The organism is Larkinella rosea (genome assembly GCF_003858635.1).
Lineage (GTDB): Bacteria > Bacteroidota > Bacteroidia > Cytophagales > Spirosomataceae > Larkinella > Larkinella rosea.
In genome coordinates, this window is the sequence record NZ_RQJO01000011.1 from 429,177 (window position 1) to 439,638 (window position 10,462).

The following is a 10,462-nucleotide window of genomic DNA, read 5'->3' on the forward strand; positions in this document are numbered from 1 at the left end:
GTTCAGGAATATCCTCTTAATCCTTAAATCTGCGTAATCCCAGTTCAGACATGAAACCGCCCCGCTGGCTCTCTGCATTGCTTTCCTGCTTCGGCGACCCCAACACGCTGGAAGAAGTGCAGGGCGACCTGCTCGAACTGTATGCGTATTGGGTCGAGACCGTGGGGGAGCGGAAGGCTCGCTGGCGGTATGGTTGGAGCGCCATCAAACTCATGCGGCCATTGACCCGACGAAAACCGAGTGACTATTCTTCACCCTTTTTACTGAGCCCCGATATGATCCGGAATTATCTAAAAATTGCGTTGCGCAATCTGGCGAAAAACAAGGCCTATTCGTTCATCAACATTGGCGGACTGGCGGTGGGCATGGCGGTGGCCATTCTCAATGGCCTGTGGATTTACGACGAACTGTCGTTCAACACCTACCACCAAAACTACGACCGCATTGCGCAGGTCACCGAACTCGGTGTGACGAAGGAGAAACGGCCTTATTTGCAAACGTCTTTGCCGTATCCGGTGGCTACGGAACTGAAAACGAGCTACTCCACCTACTTCAAACACATTCTGATTGCCCAGCAACCGAGTGATTATATCCTGGCATCGGGCGATACGAAACTGACGCAGAAAGGGCAGTTTATCGAAGCCGGAGCACCGGAAATGCTGAGTCTGAAAATGCGGAGCGGAACCTGGGCGGGGCTGAACGATCCGCATTCGGTGTTGCTGTCCGTATCGGCGGCCCGGGCGCTGTTCGGGAATACCGACCCGATCGATAAGTTCGTGAAAATCAACACGGAAATGGATGCGAAAGTGACGGGCGTTTTCGAAGATCTGCCCCACAATACCGCTTTCCACGAAATCCGGTTTTTCGCCCCGTTCGACTTGTACACGTCGGTCAATACCTGGGTGAAGCAACAGCAGTGGGACAACTGGTTTCTGTTTGTTTACGCTCAGATTCAGCCCAATACGGACTACGCTCAGGTTTCGGATCGGATCAAAGACATTGAACTAAACGCCCTTCGAAAACTGGAAGGGAAGCAGGAACAGATCGATCGAAAACCGCAAATCAGTCTGTTGCCGATGAGCCGCTGGCATTTGCACGGCAGCTACCACGCCGACGACAGAGGGCCGGTGCAAATGGTCTGGCTGATTGGCCTGATTGGCGTTTTTGTCCTGCTGCTGGCCTGCATCAACTTCATGAACCTCAGCACCGCCCGGAGCGAGAAACGCGCCAAGGAGGTCGGAATCCGCAAATCCGTCGGATCGCAGCGGGCGCAACTGGTCAGCCAGTTTTTTAGCGAATCGTTTCTGGTTGTGCTGCTGGCGTTTAGCCTCGCGTTGCTGCTGACAACGCTGTCGCTGCCGTGGTTTAACGACATTGCCGCCAAGCAGTTGAGTGTTCCCTGGGCGAACCCGTATTTCTGGCTGGCAAGTCTTGGGTTTACGTTGCTGACCGGTTTTGTGGCCGGAAGCTACCCGGCCCTGTATTTGTCGTCGTTCCAGCCGGTCAAAGTGCTCAAGGGCGTTGTTCGCGTGGGGCGGTTTGCTTCGGTGCCGCGCAAGGTGTTGGTGGTGATTCAGTTTACGGTTTCGGTGACGCTGATCATCAGTACGAGTATAGTCTATCGGCAGCTCCAACACGCCAAAAACCGCCCCATCGGTTACAACCGCAACGGTCTGCTGCAGATCCAGAAAAAAACAGCGGAGTTTTCGGGGAAATTTGACGTGCTGCGAACCGAGCTGAAAAATACCGGCGCGGTGGTCGAAGTGGCCGAATCCCGCAGTTCGGTCGCTAACATCACCATGTGGAACGGCGGTTTTTCCCGGAAAGGAAAAGAGATTCTCTGCCCCAATGGCTGCGGCACGCTCTCGGTGACGCCGGAGTACGGAAAAACCGTGGGCTGGGAATTTATGGCGGGTCGGGATTTCGACCGGGGATTTTCGACCGATTCGTCAGGGCTGGTCGTCAATGAATCATTTGCCAAAATGATCGGGCTGAAAAATCCCGTCGGCGAAGCCCTTGCCTGGAATCCGGGCTGGCGTAATACAAAGTATTTCAATGTTTTGGGTGTCGTAAAAGACATGGTGGCGATGTCGCCCTACGAGCAAACCGTGCCGACGGTTTTCTTTCTGGAAAACTACCACAACTGGATCAACATTCGCATCAATCCGGCGATGAGTCCGGCGGAAGCGCTGCCCAAAATTGAAGCGGTTTTTAAGAAAATCATTCCCAGCGCACCCTTCGATTACCAATTTGCTGATCAGGAATACGCCCTGAAGTTTGCCGCCGAGGAACGAATTGGCAAGCTGGCGGGTGTTTTCGCCGGTCTGGCCATTTTTATTTCCTGTCTGGGACTATTCGGGCTGGCGTCGTTCATGGCCGAACAGCGCACCAAAGAGATTGGCGTTCGGAAAGTGCTGGGCGCTTCGGTGCTGAATCTCTGGGGATTGCTGTCGAAAGACTTTGTGCTTTTGGTGCTCATCGGTTTCGGCATTGCCACGCCCATCGCCTATTATTCCCTCAGCGACTGGCTCCAGAATTACCAGTACCGCACCGAAATCTCCTGGTGGATTTTTGCCGCATCCGGCGCCGGAGCGCTGGCGATTACCTTATTGACGGTCAGCTTTCAGAGCATCAAAGCCGCGCTGGTGAATCCGGTGAAGTCGCTGCGTTCGGAATAAATAGCAGAGGGCGTTGGGCATAGGGGTAAGGGCGTGGGTGCGTGTCTTGGGTTAAACGGTTTTATTTTGTTTCCTGAACCACGAAAAGCGTATGATCCGGAATTATGTCAAAATTGCCTGGCGGAACCTGATTCGCAACAAAGCGTTTTCGATCATCAACATTTCCGGGCTGGCGCTCGGCATGGCCGCGAGCCTGTTGATTTTTTTGTGGATTCAGGACGAACGGAGCATCGGTACGCAGTACCCGAACGCGGCTCAGTTGTTTCGGGTGATGGAAAATGAAATCGCCGATGGCCGGATTGTGACCGACGAAGACACGCCCGGCATTCTGGCCGACGAGCTCAAAAAGCGGTTTCCGGAAGTCGTGTATGCCGCCGGTTTTTCGGATACAGAGGAGCACGTGCTCTCGGTGGGCGAGAAGGTCGCCCGGCAAAAGGGAAACTTTGTCGGGGCCGACTGGCTGAAAATGTATGGTATACCACTGCTGGCGGGTTCTGCCACTACGGCCCTCCGTTCGCCGAACAATCTGGTGATCTCGGAAAAACTGGCTGAAATCTATTTTGGCGATCCAACGTCGGCGCTGGGCCAATCCATCCGGTTTGATAATTATACGGACTATCAGGTGACCGCCGTTTTCAGGAATTTACCCGCCAACGCACCTGATCAGTACGATTTCCTGCTCAATTGGGAACGCTACCTGAACCGCGAACCCTGGCTGAAAGTCTGGGAAAATGCGGGTCCCGGCACCCGGCTGCAACTCCGGCCCGATGCCGATCCGGCGCGATTCAATGCCAAACTGAAACCGTTTCTGAAAGGCCGTAATAAAGACATCAGCGCCCATTTTAACATCGAATTATTTCTGCAACCGGAGTCGGAAGCGTATCTGTATTCCACCTTCAAAAACGGCCAGCGCGACGGCGGGCGCATCGAATATGTGCGGTTATTCGTTGTGGTAGCGGTTTTTATCCTGTTCATTGCCTGCATCAATTTCATGAACCTAGCGACGGCCCGATCGGTGAAACGGGCGCGGGAAGTGGGCGTCCGGAAAGTAGTAGGCGCCGAACGCGCGTCGCTGATCGGGCAGTTTATGGGCGAAGCCCTGCTGCTGACCACGCTCGCACTTGCGCTGGCCATTGGGCTGGTGCTGGTGATGTTACCGGTTTTCAACCAGCTCACGGATAAGCAATTGGCCTTGCCGTTGAACCAGCCGCTGTTCTGGATCGCTCTGGTGGGGCTGTTGGTGCTGACGGGCGGTTTGGCCGGAAGCTATCCGGCTTTACTGCTGTCGTCGTTCAGTCCGGTGCGGGTGCTGAAGGGAACGCTCCGTTTTGGGGCCGGAGCGCAACTGTTCCGGCGCGGGCTGGTGGTGTTTCAGTTTGTGCTCTCGATGCTGCTGATTACCGGAACTGTCATCATTTACCGGCAACTTCAGTACCTCCAGTCTAAAAATCTGGGCTACGACCGCGAGAACCTGATTCAGATGCACGGTGAAGGTAAAATTGCTCAGAAATACCAGCTGTTCAAACAGGAATTGCTGCGAATGCCGGGGATTCAATCGGTTTCGCACATGCAAACCAACCCACTGGCAAATGGAAACACGACCGACGGCGTCGACTGGACGGGCAAAGATCCGACCTCCATGATTCAGTTCAACAATACCTGGGTGGGCTATGATTTTGTCAAAACGATGAAAATGAAGATCGTCCGCGGGCGGGATTTTTCACCCGGTTTTGGTACGGATTCCACCAATTACCTCATCAATCAGTCGGCTGCGAAGCGGATGGGCTACAAAGATCCGGTCGGACAGCCGCTTTCGTTCGGGCGGAAACCGGGGGTTATTGTGGGCGTGATCGAAGATTTTCATTTCAATTCGCTGCACAGCTCGATTCGTCCGCTCATCATCCGGCTGGAAGAGAACTGGAATTACGACAACATCCTGATCCGACCTCAACCGGGCCAGGCCGAACAGGCGCTGGCGAGCCTCGAAACCCTCACCCGGCGACTGAATCCGGCCTTTCCGTTTGCTTATTCGTTTGTCGATACCGAGTACGCGAAGCTCTACAAAAGCGAAACCGTGGTGGGAAAACTGGCGACGGTTTTTGCGGTTTTAGCCATTTTCATTGCCTGCCTCGGCCTGTTTGGCCTGGCGGCTTTTATGGCCGAACAGCGCACCAAAGAAATCGGTGTTCGGAAAGTGCTCGGCGCGTCGGTTGTCGGCATTGTGGCCCTGCTCTCGCAGGATTTCCTGAAACTGGTGCTGATCGCCATCGTCCTCGCGTCGCCGGTTGCCTGGTACGCCATGAACCAGTGGCTTCAGGGGTTTGCCTACCAGATCGACCTCGACGGTTGGGTGTTTGTACTGGCCGGGGCGTTGTCCATCGGCGTCGCCCTGCTGACCATCAGTTTCCAAAGCATCAAAGCCGCGTTGATGAATCCGGTGAAGTCCCTGCGTTCGGAGTAAGGGACAAAAGCTTAGCCCTGAATAACGAAACCGGTAAGGCGGGTTTAAGTAATAAAGCGGCAGTGGGAGATGAAAATCGTCAGCAGACGGAGCATATCGGTTTTGAATTTGGTAAACCGGAATTTTGATCGAATAATCGACTGTCGACGCGTCAATTCGTCCGGGGGAGTGGTCCAGAAAAACGTGTCGTAACAATAATCGAAGAACAACTGGAGTTGTGGTTTGCTGTACGGTTTAAAAAGAAAATCCTCTTCAAGCTGATACGCATAATCCCCATATAGATTAAAAAAACCAATCAATTCGCTGGTCACATCCGGATTTTGTAGAATCTGTTCCTCTTTTAAGGCACTACTCAAGAGTGTTTGAAGGTAATCAAGATCGTAGACGGTATAGGCATCCGGTCCGGTTAATACGGCAAGCCATGGATGAAAATTGCTTTCATCAAACACGGAAATAGAATTCGCGGCAATGAAGTCGGCAATTTGATCGATTCGGGAAAACAGCAGAATCCGGTTTTCCGGATCAAGCAGGAGTTTATCCTGCTGCTCGCTGTCCGCCATATCCGTACCCCACATCATGTAGTAGAATGCCTCATTTAGTTTAACCTTGATGAGGTATTTGCGGTATGTCTCCGATACGGCATTATTGTGCGTTTCTTCCATCGGTTTCGGGTAGGAACAAGTCGTTCAGAAGAGCCAGTCCGGCGTTTCTTAAAAGTAGGCATTTTAACGAATTGCAGCTATTTTCAGCCTGTCCGGTTTTGATCCATTTGTTGTCCAAAACCGGACAGGAAGCGCTCCTGTGTTTTTTAAAATAGGCTTCTGTTGCGTATTTAGCACCTTTTTGCCTGACTGGCACTCCATTTGTTTTTATGTACCCACGGCCTTTAGTCCGTGAGATCCGAATCATTCCATAATCTAATTTATATTGAAAATCTCACGGACTTTAGTCCGTGGGTACATAAAAATATGATCCGCAACTACCTCACTATCACGTTTCGCACCCTGCGACGGTATCGCACCTACAGCCTGCTGAACATCACCGGTTTGGCGGTGGGGCTGGCGTGCGGAATTCTGATTTTTCTGGTGGTGAATTTTCAACTGAGTTTTGATCAGTACCACCGGAAAGCCGACCGGACGTACCGCATTGTCACGGAACTCCGGCACGAAACCGTTTCCTACAACCGGGGAACGCCCAAGGCGCTGGCCGAGGTCCTGCGCCGGGATTATCCGCTGATCGAAACCGCGGCCCGGATCATGCGCGTTCGGAGCGGCTTGCTCAGTTTGCCCCGGACCGATGGCGGTTTTCAGCAGAAATTTCAGGAAGACCGGACGATTTGTTTTGCCGATCCCGATTTGTTTGATGTCTTTGATTTTCAGTGGAAAACCGGTTCGCCCGCGTCCAGCCTGACGAGGCCGAATTCGGCGGTTCTGACGGAAAAATACGCCCGAAAATACTTTGGCGATGCCGACCCGATCGGGCGCGTGCTGCGGCTGGATAATCAATGGAACCTGACCGTTACCGGTATTTTGAAAGATCATCCGGTCAACACCAACCTGAGCGATGAGGTCTATATTTCGTACGGCACGCTGTCCGGTTTGAGCGATGAAATGGCGCAGTCGCTTCGGAACTGGCAGGATCTCGACAGCGAAGAAATGACGTATGTCACCCTGCCCGAAACCGCTGCCGTGGAACCGGTAGAAGCGGTTTTGCCAGCCATTGTCCGGAAATATTATAATCAGGAAGATGTCCGGGTCTACCATTTTCGGTTACAACCGTTGAGCGATGTGCATTTTAACACCCAGTTCGGGGGGCGGATGCAGAAGAAATTCCTGTATGCCATGGCGTTTGTGGGCCTGTTTCTGATCGTTGCGGCCTGTATCAACTTTGTCAATATGGCCACGGCCCAGGCGCTTCGGCGGTCGAAAGAAGTGGGCGTTCGCAAGGCGATGGGCAGCACGCGCCGACAGTTGTTCGGGCAGTTTATGGCCGAAACCGCCCTGATTACGGCAATTGCGGTGGTTGTGGCGCTGACATTGGCGCAGACGACCATGCCGCTGATCAACCTGTCGATGTCGGTTTTTAACGCCAATCTGGCCCTGACGGATTTGTTACAGCCCAAACCGCTGGCGTTGCTGATTGGACTGGTAATACTGGTGATTGGGATGGCCGGTTTTTATCCGTCAATTGTGCTGTCCGGTTTCAATCCCATTGCGGCTCTGCGCGGGCGCGTCAGCACGACGCAGGTGGGCGGTATTTCGGTTCGGCGCGGGTTGGTGGTTGTGCAGTTTTTTATCACGATCCTGTTCACCATTAGCGTGATCGTCATTATGTCGCAGTTAAGGTTTGTGCAGCAAGCCGATCTGGGCTTTACCAAAGATGCAGTTTTAACGGTTCCGGTGCCGACCGCCGACCCGATCAAGCAGCAGACGTTGCGAAACCGCTTGTTGCAAATCGGGGCGATTGAGGAAGTGGCTTTTGGGAACGCACCACCGGCATCGAGCAACATGAACCAGTCGTCGTTTACGTACGATACCCGCACGGAACCGGAGAAATTTGAAACCCAGACCAAAATTGGCGATCAAAATTACCTGACGCTTTTTGACCTGAAACTGCGGGCCGGGCGTAACTTCTTCCGCAACGATACCGTGAGTAACGAAGTCATTGTCAACGAGATGATGGTGAAACGGCTGGGACTCAAATCGGCAAACGAAATCCTGGGCAAACGACTGAACGTCTGGGATGCCGACCGGACGGTGGTGGGCGTTGTCAAAGATTTCCACGTCAATTCCCTGCGGATGCCCGTCGGGCCGCTTGTTATTTTCAAACGGGCTTCGGCCAACCGGATGGTCGCGCTGAAAGTGGGCCCGGGGAATTTGCCCGAAACGATCAAAACCGTGGAAGCGACCTGGAGCGAACTGTTTCCCGAAAACGTCTTCACCTACCAGTTTCTGGACCAGATTCTGGAGCGGTTTTACACCGCCGAAAACATTCTGCTGGTGTTTGCGCAGGTCTTTTCCCTGATCGCCATTCTGATCGGCTGCCTCGGTTTATACGGTTTGATGGCGTTCCTGGCCGAATCAAAAACGAAAGAAATTGGCGTTCGGAAAGTGTTGGGAGCCAATTTGTTGCAGATTCTGTGGCTGTTTGGCCGGGAGTTTAGCCTGCTCATTTTGACGGGATTTGCGGTAGCGGCTCCGCTGGCGGGCTGGCTCATGAACAAATGGTTGCAGGATTATACGTACCGGATTGAACTGGAATGGTGGGTATTCGCGCTGGCGATCGTGCTGGTAGCGGGCATTACGCTTCTCACGGTTTCGTACCAATCGATCAAAGCGGCTTTGACAAATCCGGTTACTTCACTTCGTTCGGAATAAAAAAATACGCATGAAGACGGGGTCGATGGAGCGGTTGCAGAACGTGGCTTCGCTGATTTCCATTTTATGGCAAACCTCCGCGACTCCCGTTTTTGTGTCGCCCATCGACGTGCACAAACGAAGGAATTCCAGTTATTGGCCTCCAATGACAAATCGATTCGGAGCCCGACAATCCTAACCCTGGGAAACGTCCCTCGATGAGTTGTCCGGGGTTGAGAAAAAATAATCGTCTATTCAAAAACCGGTTTAGCAGCCGGTTTTTGAATAGACGATAGCAGTCAGCTGTTATTTTGTTTTCAGGACTTTTACGGTTTTCGTCTGCGTCGATGTACTAACGCGCAACACCAGTATGCCCGATGCCTGCCGGGCAACCGATACCTGGTGACGCTCGATGGCACCCGGCTCTGGCACACGGAGTTCCCGGACCAGTTGGCCAGTGGCATCCATTACCTGTATATGTAAGAACTCTCCTTCGGCCCCGCGAATTTCTATTTCTACGACATCCCGGGCAATCGGGTTACCCAGAAGAATGATCTCAAAGTCTGATTTCGGTTCGGCCGACCACCGCGCTCCGGCACACTGATACGCCTTCGGAGAGCCTTTCAACAGATAGCTTGAGCCCAACACCCGTGCCAGCACCAGTGTACCGTTCGTTACACTGCCTGGCGGTGTGAAGTTGTAAGCATGTGCCCCGTTACCCTTGCCCGCATCCTTCAGATCCTGCCGGAAGGTATTGGCAAACGTGCTGCCCAAAACCGTGATATTCCCCGGACTGCTTTCCGTGTAAAATTCCACGGTCAAAGGCGTGTTCGGCTTGTTACGATCCCAGACCCAGCCCCGGATACCACCACAATCCAGTTTGTCCAGATATCCTTCGAAACTGCCCGTTACCGTGGTCGTCTCAGCCGAGTTGACGGTCAACTGAAAGCTCACGCTGTTGGTGGCACCCTGATTGTCGGTGGCCTGGTAGGTCAGCACAAACGTACCTGGCTGCGTGGGCGTACCGCTGATGATCCGATTGGGCATTTCGACGCTCAATCCACCAGGTAATCCCGTCACTGCGTAGGTCAGTGAACCGCCTTCGGGGTCCGTGAAAGCGACGAGAGTACCGGAGAAAGGAACGCCTACCTGGGCTACCAGCGGAGCAATCAGTACCGTTGGAACCGGTGGCTGGGGCGGTTTGTTGCCACCGGGGCCCGGATTGGGCTGACAAATCAGCACTTTGGGTGAATCTTTCAAGACAAAAGGATTGCCCGTCACCCGCGCAGAAAGGCTGTGTGGCAAACCGTCTTTGAGATTTTCGGGAATGGACCAGAAAAACGCGTGCCGACCGTTGCCCTTCCCCTGATCGAGCAGGTCCTGTCGAAATTCGCTGGCCATCAGCGTCGCAATAACGGTAGAGCCCTCGAGAATGTCGATGGAAATGGCGGTATTAGGTTTGTTGCGGTCCCAGGCCCAGCCCCGGAAAGTGGCGCAATCGGCCCCATAAATGAAGCCATCGAACGAGCCGGTTACTGGGGGAGCCACCACGACCACCGTGACGCTGGTAGCTTCACTGATACACCCGTTTACGGTGCAGGTGGCTAGGTAGCTAAAGGTCCCGGGGGAAGTAGTTGCCACCTGAATGGAACCGGTTCCGGAAGAACCGCCCGGTCCGGTCCACGATAGCGTACCGACGCAATTGTCGGCGGTCAGAATGACGTCAGAGGCTCCCTGGGAAACGGTGGTACTGGTCAAGTCAGGTGCTGAAGGCGATACTACATTGCTGCTAATGACCACATTGGCCGCAGCCGTACAACCGTTGCCCGCCGTCACCGTTACCGAATACGTTCCCGCACTGGTGATGGCACGTATGGGGTTGGTCGAGGAGTCTTCCCAGCGGTAGGTGCTGCCTCCGCTGGCCGTCAGACTCAGTGCCGGACTGGCGCAGGTCAGTGTCGCGCTGG

The 10,462-nt window shown here is 53.7% G+C and carries 5 protein-coding genes; 3 read left to right on the top strand and 2 right to left on the bottom strand.

Annotated elements, in window-relative coordinates:
* The first annotated feature begins 50 nt into the window (after positions 1–50).
* Together EHT25_RS25685 and EHT25_RS25690 are read left to right on the top strand one after the other, a co-directional pair.
* Positions 51–2,678, top strand: coding sequence for an FtsX-like permease family protein (locus EHT25_RS25685; protein ID WP_124878047.1), 2,628 nt, complete (start codon positions 51–53; stop codon positions 2,676–2,678).
* 91 nt (positions 2,679–2,769) lie between these two features.
* Complete coding sequence (locus tag EHT25_RS25690) at positions 2,770–5,139, top strand: ABC transporter permease (protein WP_124878048.1); 2,370 nt, start codon at positions 2,770–2,772, stop codon at positions 5,137–5,139.
* A gap of 44 nt (positions 5,140–5,183) precedes the next feature.
* Here EHT25_RS25690 and EHT25_RS25695 read toward each other — a convergent pair whose 3' ends face one another.
* Complete coding sequence (locus EHT25_RS25695) at positions 5,184–5,801, bottom strand: hypothetical protein (RefSeq protein WP_124878049.1); 618 nt, start codon at positions 5,799–5,801, stop codon at positions 5,184–5,186.
* 306 nt (positions 5,802–6,107) lie between these two features.
* Between EHT25_RS25695 and EHT25_RS25700 the strand changes: the two genes are divergently transcribed.
* Entirely contained in the window at positions 6,108–8,516 is a 2,409-nt protein-coding gene (locus EHT25_RS25700) for an ABC transporter permease (protein ID WP_124878050.1), read from the top strand.
* Between the two features lie 285 nt (positions 8,517–8,801).
* Here the strand turns inward: EHT25_RS25700 and EHT25_RS25705 are convergent.
* On the bottom strand, positions 8,802–10,462 hold a 1,661-nt coding region (locus tag EHT25_RS25705), incomplete at its 5' end, for a putative Ig domain-containing protein (protein ID WP_185731490.1).

What these genes read in the sequence shown, in the direction of transcription:
- EHT25_RS25695 (WP_124878049.1), bottom strand. Translation starts at nt 5,801, where the DNA reads ATGGAAGAAACGCACAATAATGCCGTATCGGAGACATACCGCAAATAC.
- EHT25_RS25690 (WP_124878048.1), top strand. Translation starts at nt 2,770, where the DNA reads ATGATCCGGAATTATGTCAAAATTGCCTGGCGGAACCTGATTCGCAAC.
- EHT25_RS25700 (WP_124878050.1), top strand. Translation starts at nt 6,108, where the DNA reads ATGATCCGCAACTACCTCACTATCACGTTTCGCACCCTGCGACGGTAT.
- EHT25_RS25685 (WP_124878047.1), top strand. Translation starts at nt 51, where the DNA reads ATGAAACCGCCCCGCTGGCTCTCTGCATTGCTTTCCTGCTTCGGCGAC.